The following is a 20434-nucleotide window of genomic DNA, read 5'->3' as shown; positions in this document are numbered from 1 at the left end:
TTTTCAGACGGCATTGAATAAGGCAATAAAAATCCCCTGCCGGGATAAACGGGCAGGGGATTTTTGTCTCATCGAACTTATTTGTTCAATTCGTTAGCCAGATACAGCCAAGTTTCAATGACGGTATCAGGGTTGAGCGATACGCTTTCGATACCTTCTTCAACCAGCCATTTGGCAAAGTCCGGATGGTCTGATGGGCCTTGACCGCAAATACCGACGTATTTGTTTTGTTTGCGGCAAGCAGAGATTGCCAAGTGCAACATCACTTTAACGGCAGGGTTGCGCTCGTCGAAGGAGTCAGATACCAAACCGCTGTCACGGTCGAGACCGAGGGTCAGCTGGGTCATGTCGTTAGAGCCGATGGAGAAGCCGTCGAAGTATTGCAGGAATTGTTCTGCCAATACAGCGTTGCTTGGCAACTCGCACATCATGATCAGGCGCAGGCCGTTTTTGCCGCGTTCCAAACCGTTTTCTTTCAGGGCTTTAACAACAGCTTCTGCTTCACCCAAAGTGCGGACGAATGGAATCATGATTTCGACGTTGGTCAAACCCATTTCGTCACGGACACGTTTCAAGGCTTTACACTCGAGTGCGAAGCAGTCTTTGAAGTTATCGGCTACATAACGCGCTGCACCACGGAAGCCCAACATTGGGTTTTCTTCGTGAGGTTCGTAGATGCTGCCACCCACCAAGTTAGCGTACTCGTTGGATTTGAAGTCAGACATGCGGACGATGGTTTTGCGTGGATAAACCGAAGCAGCCAAAGTTGCCACACCTTCCGCGATTTTATCGACATAGAAGTCAACAGGAGAAGCGTAGCCGGCGATGCGGCGGGTAATTTCAGCTTTCAACTCGTCGTCTTGTTTGTCAAATTCCAACAAGGCTTTAGGGTGGATACCGATTTGACGGTTGATAATAAATTCCATACGTGCCAAGCCGATACCTTCGCTAGGCAGGTTGGCGAAGCTGAATGCCAATTCAGGGTTACCAACGTTCATCATCACTTTGACAGGGGCTTTAGGCATGTTGTCCAAAGCAACATCGGTAACTTGTACGTCCAGCAGGCCGGAGTAGATGAAGCCGGTATCGCCTTCGGCACAAGATACGGTAACTTCTTGGCCGTCTGAAAGCAGATCGGTAGCATCGCCACAACCTACAACAGCCGGAATACCCAATTCACGCGCGATAATCGCTGCGTGGCAAGTACGGCCGCCGCGGTTGGTCACGATGGCGGAAGCACGTTTCATCACCGGTTCCCAATCCGGGTCGGTCATGTCGGTAACAAGTACGTCGCCTGCTTCAACGGAATCCATCTCGGAAGCATCTTTCACTAGGCGTACTTTGCCTTGGCCAACTTTTTGACCGATGGCACGGCCTTCACACAAGACAACTTTTTCGCCGTTGATAGAGAAGCGGCGCAGGTTGCGGCTGCTGTCTTCTTGAGATTTTACAGTTTCAGGGCGTGCTTGCAGGATGTAGAGTTTGCCATCCAAGCCGTCGCGGCCCCATTCGATGTCCATTGGGCGGCCGTAGTGTTTTTCGATGGTCAGCGCGTAATGAGCCAACTCGGTTACTTCGGCGTCGGTAATGGAGAAGCGTTGACGGTCTTCTGCAGGTACATCAACGTTGGTTACAGATTTACCAGCTTCGGCTTTGTCGGTAAAGATCATTTTAATTTGTTTCGAACCCATGGTTTTGCGCAGGATAGCCGGTTTACCTGCTTTCAAAGTAGGTTTGAATACATAGAATTCGTCAGGGTTTACCGCGCCTTGTACGACGTTTTCGCCCAGACCGTAAGAAGAGGTAACGAAAACGACTTGGTCGTAACCGGATTCGGTATCGATGGTGAACATCACACCGGAGGCACCGCTGTCGGAGCGCACCATGCGTTGTACGCCGGCAGAAAGGGCAACGATGTCGTGTTCGAAGCCTTTGTGGACACGGTAAGAAATGGCACGGTCGTTGTACAGGGAAGCGAATACATGGTGCATGGCTTCTTTAACGTTTTCCAAGCCGTTGATGTTCAGGAAGGTTTCTTGTTGGCCGGCGAAAGAAGCGTCCGGCAAGTCTTCTGCTGTTGCGGAAGAACGTACGGCAACGGAAATGTCCGCACCGCCGGCATCGGCAACCATTTTGTTCCAAGCTGTTTCGATTTCAGCATCCAGCTGCTCAGGGAACGGAGTATCCAAAATCCATTGACGGATTTCTTTACCCACGCGCGCCAATTCGGCAACGTCTTCAACATCCAGTTGTTTCAGGGCTTCGGAAATACGCTCGCTCAGACCATTGTGAGCCAGGAAAGCACGATAAGCTTCGGCTGTGGTTGCAAAACCGCCGGGAACGCGCACGCCTTTTTCAGTCAGTTGGCTGATCATTTCGCCCAAAGAGGCATTTTTACCGCCCACTCGCTCAACGTCAGTCATACGCAGGTTTTCAAACCAAATAACGTAGTTTTCGGCCATTTGTGTGTCCAATCCAAAAAATGTTAAAAAAGAAACAAATCCGCCTGCTTATTGTAGCCATTCGTTTGATGGCTGTCATGTGTTTTATCTTTTTAAAAATCACAAATTCGTCTGTGATATTGTGCTTTTCAGGCGTGTAGCCTTCTGAAATGTGAATATCAGATTCATGTTTTTACGTGTTATCTTCTTGTTAAATATGGAAAACAAAATAAGTTAATAAATTTGATAAACAAGATTTATTTTGCAATTTTAGAATAAAATTCTACAAAATAGCAAAAAATAAAATTTTGTGCCAATTTAAAAATTGTTCAAATTTGTTGTAATCCTGTGTAATCTATCGGGAATCGCTTTATTGCAAAGGCTGTAACTGCTATGATTGCCGTCTGAAACGTTACCCTCAAGAGGATTCATTATGACTGATCCACGCCAAGTCTTCTATATTTCCGACCGAACCGGTCTGACCGCTGAAAATATCGGTGAAGCCTTGCTGAACCAATTTGGCAATGTTGAGTTCAAACGCCATACCTATCCGTTTATTGATACGCCTGAAAAAGCGCGTGCTGTTGTAGACAAAGTCAACCAGTCAGCTGAAAAATTCGGCGTGCGCCCGATTGCTTTTGTCAGTGTGGTCAATGACGAAATCCGTGAAATCATCAAGAAAGCTAATGCGTTCCATATTAATTTCTTTGAAACCTTTCTCGGTCTTTTGGAAAAGGAACTCAATACGGAGGCGGTTGCCGCCCAGCAGGGGCACCACAGTATCGGCAATACCCAACGCTATGATGCGCGTATGGAGGCGGTCAATTTTTCACTGAATCATGATGACGGCGTCAGCGATAAAAACCTGCAGGAAGCGGATGTGATTTTGATGGGCGTGTCCCGTTCGGGCAAAACGCCGACCTGTCTCTATCTGGCCCTGCAATACGGTATCCGCGCCGCAAACTATCCATTGATTCCCGATGATTTGGAATCGACCGATTTGCCGCGTATGGTCAAACCTTATAAAGACAAGCTGTTCGGCTTGACCATTCAGCCTGAACGCTTGCAGGCAATCCGTCAGGAACGCCGTCCTAATTCGACCTATGCCAAAATCGATACTTGCCGCAGTGAGATTGCCGATGCGCAAAATATGTTCAAACGCCACGGAGTACCGTTTACCAATACAACGGATAAATCAGTGGAAGAACTCGCCGTTCATATCTTGCAGGCTTGTAAGCTGAAACGCCGTTTCTAAATGAAATAAAAAAAGGCCGTCTGAAACTTCAGACGGCCTTTTTTTATTTTGTATATTAAGTCTTAGGCAAGGTAACACCGGTTTGTCCCATGTATTTACCGTTTCGGTCTTTGTATGAAGTTTCGCAGACTTCATCGCTTTCAAAGAACAAGACTTGAGCCACGCCTTCGCCGGCATAGATTTTGGCAGGCAGGGGGGTGGTGTTGGAAAACTCAAGCGTAACGTAGCCTTCCCACTCTGGCTCGAACGGGGTAACGTTGACGATAATGCCGCAGCGAGCATAGGTGGATTTGCCCAAGCAGACGGTTAGGACGTTGCGCGGGATGCGGAAATATTCGACTGTGCGCGCCAAAGCAAAGGAGTTGGGCGGAATGATGCAGCAGTCGTCTTCGACTGTAACGAAGTTTTTCGGGTCGAAGTTTTTCGGGTCGACGATGGTGCTGTTGATATTGGTGAAGATTTTAAATTCATTAGCACAACGGATGTCGTAGCCGTAGCTGGATGTGCCGTAGGAAATGATGCGTTGGCCGTTGGCCTCTTTGATTTGGTTGGGCTCGAACGGCTCAATCATGCCGTGTTCTTCGGCCATGCGGCGTATCCATTTGTCGGATTTAATGCTCATGGTGGTTGTCCTGGGGTAAGGGTTGTTTGGAAATTCTTTAAAATCAACACAACAGCCTTATAGGCAGGCTTGTTCATTGATGTTTCAGACGGCCTAGAAGATGGATAAGGCCGTCTGAAAGGCTGTTTATTTGGTTTTGGAAGCAGATTTCTTAGGCAGTTTGACTTCTTTAATCATACCGTCTTCGCATTTCATGATGAAGACTGGTGTGCCGTTTTGGGAGGCGGTAAAGTTTCCGTGCGCCCTGCCTTTTTTGAACACGCCCTCCAGCGTCATATTGCGTAATTTGGCGCTGTTGGAGGAGAAAGGTTCGATAAAGGTTTCGCTGTTGCTGGAAACGGTATATACGCCTTTGCCGTCAAATTTGCCGTTTTTAAAGGCTCCGACATAGCTGCGGCCGTCTTGGCATTTCCATGTGCCTTTGCCGGATGGTTTGCCGTCTTTGCCGACATCGCCATCGTAAACGCAACCTTTTTCCTGATAAGGATTGATGGTTTCGGCAATGGCAGGCGAACCCAGCATGAAGGCGATAGGGAGTAGGGCGAGGTATTTCATCATTCATTCCTTTTTGCAGGCAGTTTCAGACGGCCTGATATTGGGATTCAAAAGTCAGCAGGGTTTCAGCAATACGGCGTGGCAATATGGCTAAAGCGTGTTCGCGCATGGATGCAGGGATACCATGGTAGGCTTCGGCAATACTGCCGGTAATGGCTGCTAAAGTATCGCTGTCTCCGCCCAGGGAAACTGCCAGTCGGATGGCGTGTTCAAAATCATCGCTTTCAAGAAAGGCGGTAACTGCTTGAGGTACGGTTTCTTGACAGCTTTCGTTGAAATGATAATGCGGCCGGATTTGGTCGCAACTTTGGCTCAAGTTGTAGCCGAATTGTCGTGTAATGTCTTCTTTGATTTGCGCTTTGCCGATGCCAGTACGCGCCCAAAAGATGGCGGCGGCTACAGCTTGTGCACCTTTAATGCCTTCCGGATGGTTGTGCGTTACGGCGGCGGATTGTTCGGCAAAATGCAGGGTTTCTTCCAATGTGGCAAATGCCCAGCCAACGGCAGAAACACGCATGGCCGAGCCGTTGCCCCAGCTATTATAAGGTTCTGGATCTTTCCATTCTATCCATTGTGAAAAGCGGCCGCCATATGCGCCTTTAGGGTAGGGATATGCCCTACACCAGCCTTGTAAAATAGAGGCTAAATGATCGTTGCAGCCTTGTAAAACCCAATCGGCGATGGCAACAGTACAAATCGTGTCATCAGTAAAGTCGCTGTCGGGGCTGAAAATGTCAAAATCGATGTGACGGTAGTTGTCAAACTCAAATCTTGATCCGGCAATATCGCCAATGACTGCGCCCAACATCATGACATCCTTTCTGATACTTCTATTTATATTTCAGACGGCCTTTGATATTTCCCAATCAAAAGGCCGTCTGAAAAATTATTCTTGCCAGCCGCCCAAATAAGAAACCAGTTCTTCCAACATGGTGCTGATGGCTTCGGTCATCAGGATTTGCGAGGCAAAGGCGAGGCTGGCGGCATCGTCGCCGTTGCTTTCCGCTTCTTCTTGCAAAACGTCCAGATACTGGATGCGTTTGAGTGTAAAGTCTTGGGTAAGGATGAATGCGATTTGTTCTCGCCATACCAAGCCCAGCTGGGTAACAGTTTTGCCGTTTTTGACGTGTTGTACCACTTCATCGGCGGTCAGGTCTTGTTTGGAAACTTTGACGACCGGGACAACATCGCCTACGCCTTTGAGTTCGCAATCGCTGTCCAATTCAAAACCGCCTTCGCAATGGCCTTGCAGCAGCCAGCTGGTCATCAGGGAGGAGGGCGATTGTTTGGTGTTGGGCAGGGCTGCTTCAAGGCCGCCCAAGGCTTCGCGCAGTTTGGTCAGGATATTTTCCGCTTTGGCAGATGCGGCATTGTTGACCAAAAGATACCCGTGGCGCGTGTCGAAAATCACCTGTGTGCGGCTGCTGCGCGTAAAGGCACGGGGCAGCAGGTCGTCAGTAATCTGTTCTTTCAGTTCTTGTTTTTCCTTGCGGCCGACATTGCGCGCTTCGTTGTTTTGGATTTCCAAAACCTTTTCATCCAAAATATCACGGATGACGCCGGCAGGCAGGACTTTTTCTTCTTTTTTCAGGGCCACACGCCAAGTGTAATCGGCAGGGAAAACCAGCTCGGGCGAAAAGGAAACCGGCGTGGCAAAGCCTTCGCTAAACCAGTCCAAACCCTGACAATGGGCAAATTCGGATTGCGCCAATTTGTCGGCAAGGACTTCCAATTCGGGCAATTTGTCTTTGTTGAGCGGATAAAAACTGATTTGCTTAAACCACATGGCGAGTTTTCCTTTTTATTAAAACCGGCATTATACAGGGAAAATAACATACGGAAATCGGCAGCACCTTTAAAAATGCAGTAAAAGCGTTGACAGAAGAAAAGGCTTTCTGTATAGTTCGCGCTTCGGTTACGCGCCCATCGTCTAGAGGCCTAGGACACTGCCCTTTCACGGCGGCAACCGGGGTTCGAATCCCCGTGGGCGTGCCAAAATTCTTAAAAAACGCTCCTGCTTTTTTCAGGGGCGTTTTTTGTTTTCAGACGGCCTATCGCTGTGAAAATATCTTTAAATTGGTTTACAATAATGCCATTCTGAATCTTAACGAGAGAAAACAATGTTAGACATCCAATTGCTCCGCAGCAATACCGCCGCAGTTGCCGAACGTTTGGCCGCACGCGGTTACGAGTTTGATACCGCGCGTTTCAACGCTTTGGAAGAGCAACGTAAAGCCGTTCAAGTGAAAACAGAAGAGTTGCAGGCTTCACGAAACAGTATTTCCAAACAAATCGGTGCGTTGAAAGGTCAAGGCAAACACGAAGAGGCTCAAGCTGCGATGGATCAGGTTACCCAAATCAAGGCGGATTTGGAGCAGGCTGCCGCTGATTTGGATGCCGTTCAGAAAGAATTGGATGCTTGGCTGCTGAGCATTCCGAACCTGCCGCACGAAAGTGTGCCTGTCGGTAAAGACGAAACTGAAAACGTTGAAGTCCGCAAAGTGGGCACGCCGCGCGAATTTGATTTTGAAATCAAAGACCATGTTGATTTGGGCGAGCCTTTGGGCTTGGATTTTGAAGGCGGTGCGAAACTGTCCGGCGCGCGCTTTACCGTCATGAAAGGTCAAATCGCCCGTCTGCATCGCGCTTTGGCTCAGTTCATGCTGGATACGCACACGCTGAAACACGGCTATACCGAACATTACACGCCTTACATTGTGGATGACCTGACCCTGCAAGGTACGGGTCAACTGCCTAAATTTGCAGAAGATTTGTTCCACGTTACCCGCGGCGGTGATGAGAGTAAGAAAACGCAATATCTGATTCCGACTGCTGAAGTAACGCTGACCAATACCGTTGCCGACAGCATCGTGGCAGGCAGCGATTTGCCGTTGAAATTGACTGCGCATTCCCCATGTTTCCGCTCCGAAGCGGGCGCATACGGCAAAGACGTGCGCGGTTTGATTCGCCAACATCAATTCGACAAAGTGGAAATGGTGCAAATCGTTCATCCGGAAAAATCATACGAAGCGCTGGAAGAAATGGTTGGACACGCTGAAAATATTTTGAAAGCGTTGGAACTGCCATACCGCGTGATTACTTTGTGCACCGGCGACATGGGCTTCGGCGCGACCAAAACTTACGACTTGGAAGTTTGGGTTCCAGCGCAAAATACTTATCGTGAGATTTCCAGCTGCTCCAACTGTGAAGATTTCCAAGCACGCCGCATGAAAGCGCGTTTCAAAGATGAAAACGGTAAAAACCGTTTGGTGCATACTTTGAACGGCTCAGGCTTGGCAGTCGGCCGTACTTTGGTGGCAGTATTGGAAAACCATCAAAATGCCGACGGCAGCATTAATGTTCCTACTGCGTTGCAACCGTATATGGGCGGCGTGACCAAATTGGAAGTAAAATAATCGTTGTTTAAATAAAAAGGCCGTCTGAAACTTGAGTTCAGACGGCCTTTTCTATGATTGAACAATTATTTGTTATGTTGACGGAAATATTCCCATTCTTCGACAACAGTACCGTCAGGCAAGTGGCACACGCCGTATTCGCCACCGTCTTTGTCTTTTTTGATTTCGGATTTACCGCCTTGTTTGACGCAGAATTCAGAAGCCGGATTGGCCACGCCGACGTTAGGAGATTCTGGTTTTTCAGAAGCGGAGCAGGCAGCCAAAGCGGTTGCGGCAGCGAGACTGAGGATAATGGGTTTGATCATGGCGTGTCTTTCATTTGAAGGATAAAAACAAGCGGATTATAGGGGATACTTGCGTTTAATTGAGTTAACCAGATTAAAGGCCGTCTGAAAAGTTTTCAGACGGCCTTTAGTTTAAGAAGTCAAACCGGATTATTTGGCTGCTTCGGTTTTTTCGCCTTCTTTAGCAAAGTATTTGGCGTAAATTTTATCGTATTCGCCACTTTCGCGTACTTTTTTCAGCGCATCGTTCAACATTTTGATGGTGGCTTCGTCGCCTTTGCGTGCAGCGATACCGTAGTTTTCGATGGTAAAGTCAGGCAGGGAGATGAAATCCAGGCCTTTGGTCGGGTTGTTTTTCACATAGTTGGCAATAACCGCGCTGTCGCTGACGACGGAATCCAGACCGCCGTTTTCCAATTCTTTGATAATCAGGGGAACGCTTTCAAAGCGTGCGATTTTCGGATTGTCGTTGCCCAAGAGTTTGGAAACGGAGAAGTCGCCGGTGTAGCCGGTTACCACGCCGACTTTAGCCATGTTTTTCAGGTCTTCGGAAGAAGCTACTTTTTTGCCTTTGGGAACGAGGACGACTTGGGTGATTTCAAAGTATGGGTCGCTGAAGAGCATGCTTTGTTTGCGGTCGTCAGTGATGGTTACGCCGGACATAACGATGTCCACGTCGCCGTTGTTCAGAGAAGGGAAGAGGCTTTCCCATGGCTGGTGTTTGAATTCGACTTTGAAGTTGCCGGCTTTGGCCATGGCATTCATCAAATCTACGTCAAAACCTTCTACTTTGCCGGCAGAATCCAAAGATTCAAATGGGGCAAACTCGGCGTTAGAGCCGACACGGTACACTTTATCGGTAGGAGCAGAGGCATTGTTGCTTTGACCGCCGCAGGCAGTCAGGGCAAGGGCGGAACAAGCGAGGGCAGTGGCCAGCCATTTTTTCATGTTCATGATATGTGCTTTCTTAATAAAATGTTAACGGATAAAATCTTAGTTTAGCATAATTTTGCGAACATGCTAGCCGAAATCAGTGGTCTTTTTCTCGGAAAAATGCGTAGGTTACGTCATGGAAGAGGTCGGTGTGCGGACTGTCTTCATAGCTCAATTCCGCCAACGCGTCTTCAAAGGCAAGCTGGATGGATTCTACGGCATCGTTGGCCATGTCAGAGGGCAGGGAGCGGATAAGGCCTTTCAGCGCGGTAGCGAGGACGTGGTTTTGCATACGCAAAACGTCGTTGGCTTCTTCCAAGTATTCGAGGCGTTGTTCGATGCTGCTCATGATGTATCCTTGAGGGTATATTAAATAAAATAGTGATTATATAGTGAATTAATATTAAAATGTAACGCTTGCGCCGGCTTGCCGGATATGTCCAACCATCGGCCGTATTTCAAGTGATTTTAGGTTTGAATGCGGTTCACAATAAAAATGAAAAAAAGAGATTATTATGGAAAACAACCGTCTTGACCCCGCAACCCTCGAGGAAGAAGACCTGAATTGGGAAAAACGCCTGGAAAGATTGCGTCAGGCACGACAATTCAATACCGCGCCGACTCATGCGCCATTGGTCAAAAAATCGGACGACGCTGTCGATGCTGCGCCCAAAACCGCGCCTAAAAAAGAATATAAACTGGATGCGGGCAATCGTGAAAAAGTATTGGAAGAATATTTGTATCGCTGGCAGTTGGAACACAATACTGCCCTTGCAGACGATGGCGAAGCAGTGGAAACCGATGCAATGGTGGTTTTGCAGGACAACTGGTTGAGCGCGCAATCGGCATTGCAGGCTGCGGCTTCAGAGCGTCATATCGAATCAACGCGCACCGTCAGACTGAATCCGAAATCAGGTGCTGTAGATTTTGATGCGCCTGAAGTGGAAAAAACTGAAAAACCGGAAAATGATGATGCGCAAGCGGCTGAAGAGGCGGTTTCAGACGGCATTGAAAAAGAACCAGCCATCAATGTCCATATCAATGTATTGAACCCGCAGGCGATTGGCCGCCGAGAAGTATTCTGTGTTTCTGAAAAAGATTTGACCGAGCGTCTGATTAAGCGTTTACGTCCCCATGTGGCCGATGCGGTCAACGGCATGATTCGGATTGCCGTACAAAAACAAATGGCCTTGTTCACTTATCAGTTGCAGCAAATGCTGAACGAGCAGGCACCGGGCTTGGTGGAGGATGTATTGGAACACAACGTCAAACGTATCTTGGACGATATGAAGACTGAAATGAAATACCGCCGTTGAGTATCTGGGCTGTCTGAAAAGTTTCAGACGGCCTTCGGCGTAAAATTCCCTTAAAATTTTACGAAGTATAATAGTGGCTCACGTTTTCGTGATAAATATCCTTTCTAAATAGTTGATATGCCCGATGCAGAATCGGGCATTTTTTTTGAGATTGTTATGAATAAAAATAAAATCATTGTATTGCTGATTGCTTTGGTTGCCGTATTTGCCTATAACAAAATGCAAAACAAGCAGCCGCTACAATCGCAGAATCAGCAGAAAATAGAAGCCGTTCAGAAACAAAATAATGCGGGCGAAAATGCCGATACGGCTCAGCAGCAAATCGGTTCGGACAAGGAATCAGCCGAAGCGGTTTTGAAACAGGCGTTTGAAAACGAGCAAAGCGATATTCAGGTTGAGGGCGAGGGCACGGTATGGAAAATCCTGCCGGATGACAACAAAGGCACGCGCCACCAACGCTTTATCTTGAAGCTCTCCAGCGGTCAGACGCTTTTGGTGGCACACAATATCGACCTTGCCGATAAGATTAAGGGTTTGAAAAAAGGCGATAAAGTAGCGTTTTACGGCGAATACGAATGGTCGGAGCAGGGCGGCGTTATCCATTGGACGCACCATGACCCGTCAGCCCGGCATACTGACGGCTGGTTGAAACACGACGGCCGCCTTTATCAGTAAAAACGGTTTTCCTGTTTTTTCAGACGGTCCGAAACACGGCCTTCGGCTTGAAAGATAGTAGAAATCGGCGCAAAATGTTAACAAGTTAAACAGACGGAAAAATATTGTTCCGTCCATTGGAATACACAGTAGATTGGAAAATAAATGAACAAAAAACTTCATCCGCAAACGCTGGCCATCCGGGGCGGCAAAGAGCAAACCGAATATCGCGAACACAATCAGGCGCTGTTTTTGACCAGCAGCTTCATGTGGGAAAGCGCGCAACATGCGGCAGATTTGTTTTCCAAAAAAATTAAAGGCTTTACCTATACCCGTACAGCCAATCCGACTACTGCCGCTTTTGAAAAACGCATTGCTGCATTGGAAGGCGCAGAGCGCGCGGTAGCCACTTCGACCGGTATGTCCGCGATTCAGGCAGCGTTTTTTACCTTCTTGCAAGCCGGTGATCATGTTATTTCCAGCCGCAGCCTGTTTGGTACAACTGTCGGTTTCATCAATAACATCGTTACCAAGTTCGGCATCGAAGTCAGCCATGTATCGCCGGTTGATGTGGATGAATGGAAAGCTGCCATCAAGCCCAATACCAAACTGTTTTTCTTGGAAACGCCGTCCAACCCTTTGGGCGAAGTTGCCGATTTGGAAGCTTTAGCTGAACTGGCACACCGCATCGGCGCGCTTTTGGTGGTGGACAACAGTCTCTTGTCGCCAGCCGGTTCGCAACCTTTGAAACACGGTGCGGATATTTCCGTGTCTTCCGCAACCAAAGCCATTGATGGCCACGGCCGCGTGATGGGTGGCGTGTTGGCCGGTTCGGATGAATTGATGACGCAAGTAGCCATGTATTGCAACTCTTGCGGTTTGGCGATGTCTCCGTTTAACGCATGGCAGCTGTTGAGCGGCGTGGAAACCTTGTCGCTGCGTATGGAAAAACAATACGACAATGCGCTGAAAATTGCACAATGGTTGAAAGAGCAGCTGCAAGTCCAAGCTGTGTACTACACCGGTTTGCCCGACCATCCGCAAGCCGAACTGATCCGCAAACAGCAAAATGGCGGCGGTATTGTGGTAGGTTTTGAAGTCGCAGACCAAGAAACGGCATGGAAAATCGTGGACGGCGTAGAGCTCTTTTCCCGTACTGCCAACCTCGGCGATGTGCGCTCGACCATCACCCATCCGTGGACAACCACGCACGGCCGGATGCAGCCTGAAGAAAAACTCGCCGCGAATATCCGCCCGGGCTTGATCCGCCTCTCTGTCGGTTTGGAACACATCGACGATTTGATTGATGATTTGCAACAAGCATTGAACAAATAATCTAAAAACAAATTTCAGACGGCCTTAAATTTTAATAGGCCGTCTGAAAGCAATTAAACACACATCTTAAGAATAAAAGGAAAAAAATAATGTCTGAAGCAGAATTCGCCTCATGGGCAATGAAAATCCTACTGAGTGGCCTGATTATCTTTTTGGGCTTTATCGTTTGGAACTTGGGTAAAGAATCCAAAGCCGGCAAATTCGGCATTGCCATGCTCTTCTTGGTTTTGGGCTTGGGTGTGTTTGGGTTCGTATTTAAAGAATTGCTGATTAGCTTTTTGGTATTGCCGAAGTAGGCAGGAAGTTTATTGATAGAACAAGGCCGTCTGAAAAAATGTTCAGACGGCCTTTTGATTTGATGTTTTAAATTACGCCCAATTCTTGCAAGCCGCGCAAGACGCCGTCTTCATCAACACTTGGGCAGACGAATTGTGCGGCAGATTTGGCAGCGTCTTCGCCATTGCCCATGGCAACACCAAAGCCGACGGTTGACAGCATTTCCAAGTCGTTGAAGCTGTCGCCGAATGCCATCACTTTGTTCATATCAATCCCCAGTTTTTCCACTGCGTGGGCGATGCCCCGTGCTTTTGAACCTTCTTTGCGCAGCAGGTCCACAGCATATTCATGCCAGCGGACGGATTTGAAGCCGTGTTGCTGGGTTAGCGGTTGCAGGATTTTTTCTTCTTCCTTATCCACAAAGACCAACATTTGATAAACAGGTTGTTTGCGGAAATATTCTTTGTCAGTCAGGAAGTTGGGCAGGATATGCGATAAGCCTTCGACAACGCGTGGCGAATGGGAGGAAACGGCAATTTCTTGGTTGTTGACAAAGGCGTAGTCTATTTTGTGTTGTTCAAGCAGGTTGATGGCGGTTTCGATGTCGGCAATGTCCAAGGGGTAGCTTTGCAGAGGTTCGCCGCGAAAGGAAATATATTGGCCGTTGATGGTAACGAGCATGTCGATACCGCATTCTTGAATCAAGGCTTTGACTTTGGCGGGAATGGCGGCTTTCGGACGGCCGGTGGCAATGGCAGTTAAAATGCCTTTGGCTTTCAATGCGCGCATGGCTTGGGCAACCGAAGGACGCAGGGTATCCGTGTATTTGCGGTAGAGGGTGTCGTCGATGTCAAAGAAGATGATTTCAGGATTGTTCATGGTTTACTCATCGGGCTGGGTATACACAGCTTTCATTGAAAATTGTGTGAACAGCTTGTGTATAAATTGGTTTAGTATTTGATTGCTATTATAAAAATAAGTTCTGATTAAAATTTAGGCAGAGTTTTATTTTGAGAATAAAGCGGAAAGTTATTCACAATAGGCCGTCTGAAAATTTGGTTTTCAGACGGCCTTGTTTTAAGCAATCAAACGGATATTTTCTTTGTCTTGTCTGAATTTGTTTTTAATCACGAGAGGCAGGCTGCTGTCGAAATACCAGCTTCCATCAGGCAATGCCAACGCGCCGCCGGCGCAGAGCAGGGTAATGCTGTTTCCGGTCAGGGGGTCGGTTTCGGTAATTTCAATTTCGTGCGCTTTGCCCCAATCAGTTACGGGGAGTAGGGCAGCAAGCTCGGTAATGCGTTGGTTTTGATGTTTGATGCCGTTTGGCTGGCGGCAGTTGCCATTGCATTTTCCGACAGCCTCAACAGGGCAGGGTTCGCCCTTTGCGTAGCCGGTCGGCAAAATATTGAGCGAATCTGGGCAGAGTCTGTGTTCTTGCGACCATTGCGTCAAAGCGCGTTTGGCTGCTTTTTTGTGGGCAAACAAACCGTAAGGACGCCAGTTTCTGGTGCCGCTGTTTAACAAGACAATGCGTGCTTGAAGGCCGCCGTGTTCGTCAGCGATAAAGCGGACGGTAGAAAACGATGTGGACTTTTCAGACGGCATCAGTTGGTATTCCTGCATAGTCTGGGCTTTGAGCCATAATGTATGGAGCTGCCCGACTGCCGGAATAAAACGGATGGAGGCTGCGGCTTTGATGTGCGGCGGCAGTTTTTTGCTGTGCAGCAGGGTAGCGGTTTCACTGTATGTGCGTTCATGTGCTTCAATGGCTTGGGCTTTGCCGAAATAGTCAAACCAAACCAATACGCCGTAACTGTCGGGCAGGGCATAGAGCTGTTGGGCAAGCGAATCAGGCAGCCAAGTGGGCAACATTTTCGGATTCATCAATACACGGACGTGTTCGTCCCATTGTTGATGATTTTTTTCTGTCAGACTTAATTCGAGATAATCACACAATGCGGCCACATCGGTCATGGCGCGGTGGCGGTTGGTCGTCTGAATGCCGGTGCGTTCGATAATGCTGTCGAGGCTGTGTTTGTAAAACTCAGGATACAGGCGGCGCGACAGTTGAACCGTACAGAGCGAGGGAGCGGCAAAGTCAGTATGGATACGGGCAAACTCGTGGCGCAGGAAGGTGTAGTCAAAGCGGCTGTTGTGGGCAACAACCACTGCACCTTGCAGCAGCGGCAACAAATCGCCTGCAATATCGGCAAAGACAGGCGCGTTTTTTACCGTTTCATCATGAATTCCGGTCAGCCTGGCAACAAATTCGGGAATGCTGCGGCAAGGATTGACCAATTGCTCGTAATGTGAGGCGCGTCCTTGCTCAAAGCGAACAAGGGCGACTTCCGTTATCCTGTCTTGATAGAAATTTCCACCGGTCGTCTCCAAATCCACCACGACCACAGGCCGTCCCAAACGGGAAAATGCTTCGGATAAGAGCGGCCAGCGTGCGAAGTCTGACATTTTATTCTCTGTAAATTCAATAGCAAATGCGCATTTTACACGCTGTCTGCAAGTTTTCCAAATAAAACGCTTGACAATAAATAGCCCTCTCTTTATAATTCGAATCTTTCTTGATGCACCCGTAGCTCAGTTGGATAGAGTATCTGGCTACGAACCAGAGGGTCGGGCGTTCGAATCGCTCCGGGTGCGCCACAGAAAATCTCCGCGCCCATCGTCTAGCGGTTAGGACATCGCCCTTTCACGGCGGTAACCGGGGTTCGATTCCCCGTGGGCGTGCCAGTTACTTTAAAATAAGCCATCACTAAAGAATAGTGATGGCTTATTTTTTTCACATTTCCATATTTAAAAGTTTATAGTTATTTAATTTTTTAAATAACTTTCTTAGCTGTTCAGACGGCCTTTGCCTATCCTTCTGCCCAAGGCATCGTAGGTGTAGGGCCAAGTCTTTTTCGTGCCGTCATTTTGAAGATTTCGGCTTTAACCAGTTGGTCATGCAGGTCGTAAAAGTAGTTCTGTACTTCGCCGTTTGCCAGTTCACAGTGGATCAGGTTGCCAAGGTGGTCGTAGTAATAGCTGCTGCCGTTATATTCTTTAAGACTATTGTCTTGAACGGTAGGGCTATTGTTATCGGACACCCTACGTCGGGATTAGGGACGGCTTGCTTAATCCTCATTCAGAAGGTTTAGGTTTGTAACGATAATCTGCTCAAACTTATTAATTAATTGATATTTATTAGTATTTTTAATTCTTCTGGTAGTTTGGTACCATTTCTATGTGCCTTTTTAGCCCAAAATATGGCTTTTTCTTTATTGCCTTGTGTGAAAAATAAATCAGCTAAATTGGATTGGGCAATTGGATGTCCATTTTTTGCCGCTATCTCTAGCCATTTAAATTCTAAATCTTGATCTAAAGATACAAACATATGGTATTGATATAATTTGAATGCTGAGTTTTTATCTCCATTAGTGGCGTTCTTTTCGAGAATTTGAATTTCTTCATCTGGAATCCAATAAGTACTACCTGTTGATATAAAGTCAGTCATTTTCTCATTTCTTTCTGGATGTTGTTTACATGATATTAAAGGGGTTGATAACAAAAATAAAATTAAGAAATTTTTCAGTATTTCCATAGTTATCACGTTCCTTACTTATTTTTTACTTTGAGGAGTAAAGATCCTCATGGTGCCTAGTTTGCTTGTATCTTGCGAGCGATCAGCCTTCATTCCCATCGGTGTTAATTTCCCGTTACTTGAAAACCAAAGATATTCATTTGGTGCTTTAACTGTAGTATTTAATTCATTAGCAAGTTGTTGTTCAAGAGGGTTTGCTCCTTTTCCTGTATTACAGGATAAGATCTCAACCGTCATACCTGATTTATAGTTAGGATCTTTTTTAATTCTCGAGGCTAATTTTTTAGCATCTAATCTTTCACCTGTAGCCCCATCTACCATCAATGAAGGATTACCATGCCCTCCTACTTGGAAAGTATTCGGTTTATTGGCAACTTTATGAGCGTAAGAGTGTATGTCTTCATTACTTGGGAATAAATTCATATCAACTCCAGCTAAACCTAACCAATCGACCCATACTTGGGTATTAGGTGCAAATTGATAAAGATTATCCCACCCATCAACCCTATCGGATAGCGACGACGCCATCGCTTAATTAAAAATCCTGCCTTAAGATCGGCAGGATTTGAAAATAGCTTTCACATTATGAAATAAAACAGCACTTCATTTTTCTCAAAAAATCGTCTTATTTATCTCGGCACGCTTCAGTTTACAGCATATTCTTGAGATATATTTGTTAATATAAAGTTAAATTCTTTTCTGTGCTTTTATATATATCTGTATAGAAATAAATTCTATTACCTTTTATCTCTTTTAGATAAACCAAGTCTTCGATACCCCCAATATACTCAATTGATAAATCATCTAAATTTAATGTTGCAAGCCTAAATCCAACAACGCAAAATCGTCTAATGAAAACTGGAATATATATTTTTCTATTGAAATACAATAAAGGCCCTCCAAACCCCTGTTCTTTAATAATAACTTGACCGTTAATGGATAGACTCCCAACTAAGGGAGAACCTTGATTTACTTCCATCAAATCAAGGTAGCTGACTTCCCATTTGTCAAACAAAAATTTTTCTTGAAAATCTAAAGGAGTTTCATTCAATATTTTTAACTTAGACATTTTTATATTTTTCTTGTTAAATAATTGAAATCTTCTTCTAATTCTACAAGGAGTTTACCAACTTCATTATTAAATGGCCAAGAATCAATTACTATCCGAGACAATAAAAATTCTTTTCCTTTTTTTTGTTGAAAAATACTTTCTGAATTTAGATAATTAATCATGTCATATAGTTCATTTTTTATAGAAATCAACTGCCGTTTATTTGTATAACTATATTCATTACAATTATTAATCATTTTATCAATTTCGACTAAAACTATATTAATCTTTTTTATAAATTGCTCCTGATTCATTGTCTTATCAACCTTTCTAAATCATTAATATATTTTTGTGTTTGTCCACCAGACAACCCCAAACCTTGAGGTGCAGCTTTACCTTCAATAATAGCAAGCGTAGCCTGCATGCCGTAGGGTGTGTGGCTCTGCCACGCACGCGTTCTTTGGCATTTGGGAGGCCGTCTGAAATCTTCTGATGCTGTTCTCAGATGGTTTTTGGGTTTTCAGGCTACCTTTGGGGTTTGGAAACCGCGTGCGTCGCGGGGCGACACACCCTACCTTGATACAGGCTACGCTTGCTACCCATGTAGGCTACGCTTGCTGTTGGGGGTGGGGGCGTCTGAAAGGCAGAACCCGTGTGTGTGCATACCGCACACCTTACGTCGGGATTGGAAGTTTCATGTGGTCTACGGCTTGCTTGGGCTACTTTACAGTTGATAATTAAATTTAGAAAATTATGTCTAATACTCTATTTTTTAAAATAAATTCTTTTTTTAAATGTTCTAAAATATTATCTAACTCTTCCTTGCTTAAAATTTGGTTGGTCTTAGTAAATTTTGCTGTTTTCGCATATAGGGCAAAGTGAAACTCATTATTTGGAAAGAACATTTCTCCTTCAAATGAAATTTCATGTCCATTTAAAGAAACAATTAACATACCTCTTGAAATTTTTTCAATTACGAAATCATCCATAGTAATTACCTTTGAAATATAACAGTTGAAATCTTTGTTTTAGGATCTATTATTACTATTTTTGTTATATTAGGATTGTTCTTCAAAGCGGGTAATTCTCTATTTTCCCATATATTTCCTGGTCGCAGATCTTTGCCAATAACGCCTGTTACAGTACCAGAAGCGCATGTTGCATACTCTGATGAAATATCTTCCCATGCTTTAATGCTTGCTTGGTTATTTTGATCCCACTTAGGCATGATAATTTTTCTAGCTTCAATTAACATTTCTAATGTTGTTCCTCCATTAGATTTGGCAATATCGGCAGCAATATGTTGTCCACCAATACCATCTGTTCTACCTGACCAAAAAAATGCTGTGTTTGGTTCGGTTTTAACTTTGCTATTTTCACAGCATTTATTCAAACCTAGAGGATCAACCCACACCTGAGCATTAGGCGCAAAAGCATAAAAATTCTCCCCGCCCATCAACCCAATCGGATCCTGATTCACAAACCGACCCGCATCCGGCTCATAATACCTGAAGAAATTATAGTGCAGCCCCGTCTCACGGTCAGCGTACTGGTTCTGTAAGCGGAACGGCTGGTATGCGCTATCCGTTACGTTCGTTTCGCTCTTCAGTTTGCCCCAACCGTAATAATCTCCGAACCAAACCAGATTGCCGTCCTTATCGGTCATCTCTCTTGGGATGCCAACCTGGTCGCAGTGGAAGTAGTGGGTTTCCTGTTTGCTTTCACCTTCTTCGTTGGTCCGGTTATGTACCTGTGCCAAAGGTTCGTAGGAATCAGGGTCGGTGTAGATATAGGTATATCTGCCGTCCGGGTGGACTTCCTGCAAGAGGTGGCTGCCGTCCCAAACGAAGCGGGTTTCCTCTTCCAGGCCGTCTGAAACTTCTTCGTTTTTCAGACGGCCTTTGCCTATCCTTCTGCCCAAGGCATCGTAGCGGTAAGCCCAAGTCTCTTTACTGCCGTCTTTCTTAAAGATTTCCACTTTAACCAGTTGGTCGTGCAAATCGTAGAAATAGTTCTGCACTTCGCCGTCGGCGAGTTCGCGGTGGATGAGGTTGCCGAGGTTGTCGTAGTAATAGGTCGTGCCGTTGTAGGTTTTCAGGCGGTTGTCGGTGACGGCGGAGCGGCCGTCTGAAAGCGGTACGGTTGTTTTGCCCTCTCCCACGTCAGAGGGGGTAGGGTACGGTTTGACCTTTTCCGTCGGGATGTCGAGGATATTGTGCGCAGGGTCGAAGACGAACCGTTCGCTGCCGGCTTGGGTAATCCTACCCAGTTTGTCGTACTCGAAATGCGTCGTCCCCGTCCGCTGGTCGGTACTGTGGGTCAGGTTGCCGGTGCGGTCGTAGCCGTAGCTGCGTTTGACGGCATAAGCCGATGTTACTGCGTTTTTACCTGTCTCGGTATGCGTTAGGTCGTTAAGGGTGGCGATTTGCCTTTTCAGACGACCCAGGGAATCGAGTTCGTAACGGCTGGCGAGTTTACCTTGTGTGCGGAAGATTTCGCGGTGCAGCTTATCGCGTTCGATGTCGGTGATGACTTCGTCGTCAAGGCTGATTTGGTGCAGGTGGCCGCTGCCGTAATACAGATAGTTGATTTGTCTGCCGTCGGGCAGGACGGTGGCGGTGCGGTTGCCGTTGAAGTCGTAGTGGTAGCGGATGCTTTCGGTAACGGGCAGGTACAGCATGTCGTACTGCGCATCGCG

The 20434-nt window shown here is 46.5% G+C and carries 24 protein-coding genes and 3 tRNA genes; 10 read left to right on the top strand and 17 right to left on the bottom strand.

Translation table 11 applies throughout. From position 1 onward, the window contains the following. Positions 1–77 precede the first annotated feature (77 nt). Positions 78–2462 (bottom strand): phosphoenolpyruvate synthase, encoded by a 2385-nt coding sequence (gene ppsA, locus ACTHTG_RS08085; RefSeq protein WP_440360620.1) that lies wholly within the window; start codon positions 2460–2462, stop codon positions 78–80. A gap of 412 nt (positions 2463–2874) precedes the next feature. Between ppsA and ppsR the strand changes: the two genes are divergently transcribed. Next, on the top strand, positions 2875–3696 hold the full coding sequence (gene ppsR, locus ACTHTG_RS08080) for a posphoenolpyruvate synthetase regulatory kinase/phosphorylase PpsR (protein ID WP_004520520.1): 822 nt from the start codon (positions 2875–2877) through the stop codon (positions 3694–3696). Between the two features lie 55 nt (positions 3697–3751). Here ppsR and dcd read toward each other — a convergent pair whose 3' ends face one another. The 4 genes from dcd to ACTHTG_RS08060 form a co-directional block, all read right to left on the bottom strand. Beyond that, the gene (gene dcd / locus ACTHTG_RS08075; protein WP_003680541.1) at positions 3752–4318 is read right to left on the bottom strand and encodes a dCTP deaminase; all 567 of its coding nucleotides are present in this window, start codon (positions 4316–4318) and stop codon (positions 3752–3754) included. A gap of 126 nt (positions 4319–4444) precedes the next feature. Further along, positions 4445–4876 (bottom strand): hypothetical protein, encoded by a 432-nt coding sequence (locus ACTHTG_RS08070; protein WP_004521094.1) that lies wholly within the window; start codon positions 4874–4876, stop codon positions 4445–4447. 22 nt (positions 4877–4898) lie between these two features. After that, positions 4899–5681 (bottom strand): ADP-ribosylglycohydrolase family protein, encoded by a 783-nt coding sequence (locus ACTHTG_RS08065; protein WP_039862574.1) that lies wholly within the window; start codon positions 5679–5681, stop codon positions 4899–4901. A 78-nt stretch (positions 5682–5759) separates the two neighbouring features. Beyond that, complete coding sequence (locus ACTHTG_RS08060) at positions 5760–6659, bottom strand: recombination-associated protein RdgC (RefSeq protein ID WP_004521096.1); 900 nt, start codon at positions 6657–6659, stop codon at positions 5760–5762. Between the two features lie 133 nt (positions 6660–6792). Here ACTHTG_RS08060 and ACTHTG_RS08055 point away from each other — a divergent pair. Then, positions 6793–6868 (top strand) — tRNA-Glu (locus ACTHTG_RS08055). Between the two features lie 125 nt (positions 6869–6993). Next, positions 6994–8289 (top strand): serine--tRNA ligase, encoded by a 1296-nt coding sequence (serS, locus tag ACTHTG_RS08050; RefSeq protein WP_308538413.1) that lies wholly within the window; start codon positions 6994–6996, stop codon positions 8287–8289. Between the two features lie 65 nt (positions 8290–8354). Here serS and ACTHTG_RS08045 read toward each other — a convergent pair whose 3' ends face one another. The 3 genes from ACTHTG_RS08045 to ACTHTG_RS08035 form a co-directional block, all read right to left on the bottom strand. After that, positions 8355–8594 (bottom strand): putative hemolysin, encoded by a 240-nt coding sequence (locus ACTHTG_RS08045; protein ID WP_440360619.1) that lies wholly within the window; start codon positions 8592–8594, stop codon positions 8355–8357. A 129-nt stretch (positions 8595–8723) separates the two neighbouring features. Next, a complete protein-coding gene (locus tag ACTHTG_RS08040; protein ID WP_440360618.1) occupies positions 8724–9527 on the bottom strand; it encodes a transporter substrate-binding domain-containing protein in 804 nt (267 codons plus the stop codon). Positions 9528–9603: 76 nt separating this feature from the next. Further along, positions 9604–9855: an NGO1151 family protein gene (locus ACTHTG_RS08035; RefSeq protein WP_070588139.1), complete on the bottom strand. Its 252-nt coding sequence runs from the start codon at positions 9853–9855 to the stop codon at positions 9604–9606. A gap of 166 nt (positions 9856–10021) precedes the next feature. Here ACTHTG_RS08035 and ACTHTG_RS08030 point away from each other — a divergent pair, with 166 nt between their 5' ends. The 4 genes from ACTHTG_RS08030 to ACTHTG_RS08015 all read left to right on the top strand — a co-directional run bounded on the left by ACTHTG_RS08030 (position 10022) and on the right by ACTHTG_RS08015 (position 13107). Further along, on the top strand, positions 10022–10822 hold the full coding sequence (locus ACTHTG_RS08030) for a hypothetical protein (protein ID WP_440360617.1): 801 nt from the start codon (positions 10022–10024) through the stop codon (positions 10820–10822). A gap of 117 nt (positions 10823–10939) precedes the next feature. Continuing rightward, positions 10940–11497, top strand: coding sequence for a DUF3465 domain-containing protein (locus ACTHTG_RS08025; RefSeq protein WP_440360616.1), 558 nt, complete (start codon positions 10940–10942; stop codon positions 11495–11497). 144 nt (positions 11498–11641) lie between these two features. Beyond that, entirely contained in the window at positions 11642–12811 is a 1170-nt protein-coding gene (gene metZ / locus ACTHTG_RS08020) for an O-succinylhomoserine sulfhydrylase (RefSeq protein WP_004521103.1), read from the top strand. A gap of 89 nt (positions 12812–12900) precedes the next feature. Next, a complete protein-coding gene (locus tag ACTHTG_RS08015) occupies positions 12901–13107 on the top strand; it encodes a DUF2788 domain-containing protein (protein WP_004521104.1) in 207 nt (68 codons plus the stop codon). A gap of 67 nt (positions 13108–13174) precedes the next feature. Here the strand turns inward: ACTHTG_RS08015 and ACTHTG_RS08010 are convergent, their stop codons facing one another. Both ACTHTG_RS08010 and ACTHTG_RS08005 read right to left on the bottom strand, forming a co-directional pair. Further along, entirely contained in the window at positions 13175–13966 is a 792-nt protein-coding gene (locus ACTHTG_RS08010; RefSeq protein WP_004521105.1) for a Cof-type HAD-IIB family hydrolase, read from the bottom strand. A gap of 198 nt (positions 13967–14164) precedes the next feature. After that, complete coding sequence (locus ACTHTG_RS08005) at positions 14165–15556, bottom strand: 3'-5' exonuclease family protein (protein ID WP_039862575.1); 1392 nt, start codon at positions 15554–15556, stop codon at positions 14165–14167. 115 nt (positions 15557–15671) lie between these two features. Between ACTHTG_RS08005 and ACTHTG_RS08000 the strand changes: the two genes are divergently transcribed. Continuing rightward, positions 15672–15748: transfer RNA gene (locus tag ACTHTG_RS08000), tRNA-Arg, on the top strand. 12 nt (positions 15749–15760) lie between these two features. After that, positions 15761–15835 (top strand) — tRNA-Glu (locus ACTHTG_RS07995). Positions 15836–15960: 125 nt separating this feature from the next. Here the strand turns inward: ACTHTG_RS07995 and ACTHTG_RS07990 are convergent. The 5 genes from ACTHTG_RS07990 to ACTHTG_RS07970 form a co-directional block, all read right to left on the bottom strand. Beyond that, positions 15961–16191 (bottom strand): hypothetical protein, encoded by a 231-nt coding sequence (locus ACTHTG_RS07990; protein WP_049336972.1) that lies wholly within the window; start codon positions 16189–16191, stop codon positions 15961–15963. A gap of 83 nt (positions 16192–16274) precedes the next feature. Next, positions 16275–16685, bottom strand: a complete 411-nt coding sequence (locus ACTHTG_RS07985; RefSeq protein WP_239661361.1) for a tetratricopeptide repeat protein — start codon at positions 16683–16685, stop codon at positions 16275–16277. An 18-nt stretch (positions 16686–16703) separates the two neighbouring features. Continuing rightward, positions 16704–17213 carry a hypothetical protein gene (locus ACTHTG_RS07980; RefSeq protein WP_049336973.1) on the bottom strand — a complete coding sequence of 170 codons (510 nt, stop codon included), beginning with the start codon at positions 17211–17213 and terminating at the stop codon, positions 16704–16706. A gap of 148 nt (positions 17214–17361) precedes the next feature. Continuing rightward, complete coding sequence (locus ACTHTG_RS07975) at positions 17362–17754, bottom strand: hypothetical protein (RefSeq protein WP_049336974.1); 393 nt, start codon at positions 17752–17754, stop codon at positions 17362–17364. Between the two features lie 2 nt (positions 17755–17756). Continuing rightward, positions 17757–18050 carry a hypothetical protein gene (locus tag ACTHTG_RS07970; RefSeq protein WP_049336975.1) on the bottom strand — a complete coding sequence of 98 codons (294 nt, stop codon included), beginning with the start codon at positions 18048–18050 and terminating at the stop codon, positions 17757–17759. 217 nt (positions 18051–18267) lie between these two features. Here ACTHTG_RS07970 and ACTHTG_RS07965 point away from each other — a divergent pair, with 217 nt between their 5' ends. After that, complete coding sequence (locus tag ACTHTG_RS07965) at positions 18268–18477, top strand: hypothetical protein (protein ID WP_440362641.1); 210 nt, start codon at positions 18268–18270, stop codon at positions 18475–18477. Between the two features lie 2 nt (positions 18478–18479). On the opposite strand, the gene ACTHTG_RS07960 is transcribed toward ACTHTG_RS07965, so the two are convergent. Then, positions 18480–18725 (bottom strand): hypothetical protein, encoded by a 246-nt coding sequence (locus ACTHTG_RS07960; RefSeq protein ID WP_049336976.1) that lies wholly within the window; start codon positions 18723–18725, stop codon positions 18480–18482. A 5-nt stretch (positions 18726–18730) separates the two neighbouring features. Further along, positions 18731–20434: RHS repeat-associated core domain-containing protein (locus tag ACTHTG_RS07955; protein WP_440360615.1), on the bottom strand; the 1704-nt coding region annotated here is incomplete at its 5' end.

It is taken from the genome of Neisseria sp. P0017.S009 (assembly GCF_051957375.1).
GTDB lineage: Bacteria > Pseudomonadota > Gammaproteobacteria > Burkholderiales > Neisseriaceae > Neisseria > Neisseria perflava.
The sequence above is the reverse complement of the archived record's forward strand: the minus strand, read 5'-3'. Positions and strand labels throughout refer to the sequence as shown.

Excerpts from the sequence above, each read along its gene's own strand:
- ppsA (WP_440360620.1), bottom strand. The coding sequence starts at position 2,462 with ATGGCCGAAAACTACGTTATTTGGTTTGAAAACCTGCGTATGACTGAC.
- ppsR (WP_004520520.1), top strand. The coding sequence starts at position 2,875 with ATGACTGATCCACGCCAAGTCTTCTATATTTCCGACCGAACCGGTCTG.
- dcd (WP_003680541.1), bottom strand. The coding sequence starts at position 4,318 with ATGAGCATTAAATCCGACAAATGGATACGCCGCATGGCCGAAGAACAC.
- ACTHTG_RS08070 (WP_004521094.1), bottom strand. The coding sequence starts at position 4,876 with ATGATGAAATACCTCGCCCTACTCCCTATCGCCTTCATGCTGGGTTCG.
- ACTHTG_RS08065 (WP_039862574.1), bottom strand. The coding sequence starts at position 5,681 with ATGTTGGGCGCAGTCATTGGCGATATTGCCGGATCAAGATTTGAGTTT.
- ACTHTG_RS08060 (WP_004521096.1), bottom strand. The coding sequence starts at position 6,659 with ATGTGGTTTAAGCAAATCAGTTTTTATCCGCTCAACAAAGACAAATTG.
- serS (WP_308538413.1), top strand. The coding sequence starts at position 6,994 with ATGTTAGACATCCAATTGCTCCGCAGCAATACCGCCGCAGTTGCCGAA.
- ACTHTG_RS08045 (WP_440360619.1), bottom strand. The coding sequence starts at position 8,594 with ATGATCAAACCCATTATCCTCAGTCTCGCTGCCGCAACCGCTTTGGCT.
- ACTHTG_RS08040 (WP_440360618.1), bottom strand. The coding sequence starts at position 9,527 with ATGAACATGAAAAAATGGCTGGCCACTGCCCTCGCTTGTTCCGCCCTT.
- ACTHTG_RS08035 (WP_070588139.1), bottom strand. The coding sequence starts at position 9,855 with ATGAGCAGCATCGAACAACGCCTCGAATACTTGGAAGAAGCCAACGAC.
- ACTHTG_RS08030 (WP_440360617.1), top strand. The coding sequence starts at position 10,022 with ATGGAAAACAACCGTCTTGACCCCGCAACCCTCGAGGAAGAAGACCTG.
- ACTHTG_RS08025 (WP_440360616.1), top strand. The coding sequence starts at position 10,940 with ATGCCCGATGCAGAATCGGGCATTTTTTTTGAGATTGTTATGAATAAA.
- metZ (WP_004521103.1), top strand. The coding sequence starts at position 11,642 with ATGAACAAAAAACTTCATCCGCAAACGCTGGCCATCCGGGGCGGCAAA.
- ACTHTG_RS08015 (WP_004521104.1), top strand. The coding sequence starts at position 12,901 with ATGTCTGAAGCAGAATTCGCCTCATGGGCAATGAAAATCCTACTGAGT.
- ACTHTG_RS08010 (WP_004521105.1), bottom strand. The coding sequence starts at position 13,966 with ATGAACAATCCTGAAATCATCTTCTTTGACATCGACGACACCCTCTAC.
- ACTHTG_RS08005 (WP_039862575.1), bottom strand. The coding sequence starts at position 15,556 with ATGTCAGACTTCGCACGCTGGCCGCTCTTATCCGAAGCATTTTCCCGT.
- ACTHTG_RS07985 (WP_239661361.1), bottom strand. The coding sequence starts at position 16,685 with ATGGAAATACTGAAAAATTTCTTAATTTTATTTTTGTTATCAACCCCT.
- ACTHTG_RS07980 (WP_049336973.1), bottom strand. The coding sequence starts at position 17,213 with ATGGCGTCGTCGCTATCCGATAGGGTTGATGGGTGGGATAATCTTTAT.
- ACTHTG_RS07975 (WP_049336974.1), bottom strand. The coding sequence starts at position 17,754 with ATGTCTAAGTTAAAAATATTGAATGAAACTCCTTTAGATTTTCAAGAA.
- ACTHTG_RS07970 (WP_049336975.1), bottom strand. The coding sequence starts at position 18,050 with ATGAATCAGGAGCAATTTATAAAAAAGATTAATATAGTTTTAGTCGAA.
- ACTHTG_RS07960 (WP_049336976.1), bottom strand. The coding sequence starts at position 18,725 with ATGGATGATTTCGTAATTGAAAAAATTTCAAGAGGTATGTTAATTGTT.